General features: G+C 45.2%; 1 pseudogene. It reads right to left on the minus strand.

Annotation, left to right across the window (positions count from 1 at the left end):
• Nucleotides 1-58 precede the first annotated feature (58 nt).
• A pseudogene (locus R8O70_RS25855) lies at nucleotides 59-949 on the minus strand (LysR family transcriptional regulator).
• Nucleotides 950-1,137 lie beyond the last annotated feature (188 nt).

The following is a 1,137-nucleotide window of genomic DNA, read 5'->3' on the forward strand; positions in this document are numbered from 1 at the left end:
AAACTTATACAAAAGGTGGTCTTAACCAATGCACCCCCACTTTCTTTACGAAAGACGCTTATTTCCCAATGATGCCTGATAACACCTCTTTTATCGTGGTATAGCGCAGCGGTAATGTGCGCCCCCGTTTTTTGACTAAATACAAATCTTCATAAACGGTTTGTTTTAGCTGCGCGACGTGCAATTCTTCTCTATTTGGAAAGCTTTCTACTGCACTTTGAGGCAACACCGTAAATCCCAATCCTTTGCTAACTGGCAATAATATTTGGCTTAATTGATTGACGAAGCCCGAAAGCGGCATGTCACTCATTTTTATCTCTTTTAATTGTGGCTCTGCACATTGGTCAAAAAACAACGTCATATAGTGCTCGGCATCGGGATGGCCAATAACACCGCATTTTTGCAAGATCTCAGGCGTTAAGGGCTCGGCTTTATATGCGTGGGGAAGGATCAAGCACAGCGCTTCTCGACCGATTCGTTCGCTTTGGAAGAGGCTTTTGTTTGGAGCGTCAGTCACGATGCCGATATCAATGCGGCCTTCAGAGATACCATTAAGAATAGATTGGTTTGGCGCGGCTTCTAAGTGGATGGACAAACTAGGATGTTGCGTTTGTTGCTCTAATAGAGGGCCGTAAAGCATGAGGGCCAACGCACCGGAACAAGCGAGTTTACAATGGCCAGAATAGGCATCATCAAAGCTGAGTTCTTCTAGTAAGCTTTTTTCGCGCTACTCTAGCTCCAACGCATAGGCGTAAACCATACGACCTTGTTCGGTGAGATCGAAACTTTTGTTCTCACGTTTGATCAAGGCATGCTGACAACTTTGCTCTAACTTCTTGATGTGTTGGCTAACACCGGGTTGAGTCATGTAGAGCTTTTCTGCGGTTTGCGTAAAATGGCCGACTTCGACCAGAGTCTTAAACGTGTGTAACCAAACGGGATTAAGCATAGTGCGTGTTGTGCTGTAAGCTTGCTAAGAGACGTTGAGAAAATAATAGCATGGCACTGCACGAAATAAATCGGCCGAAGTGATTTGGGGTGGTTCGCGAATGCTAAATAGCAGACAAAATAAAACCCCGCCTGGTTTCCCAGACGGGGCTTATTCTTTTTCGCAGCAATCCAGCTACTAATAGGTGC

It is taken from the genome of Vibrio sp. 779(2023) (assembly GCF_033344285.1).
Taxonomy (GTDB): domain Bacteria; phylum Pseudomonadota; class Gammaproteobacteria; order Enterobacterales; family Vibrionaceae; genus Vibrio; species Vibrio alginolyticus.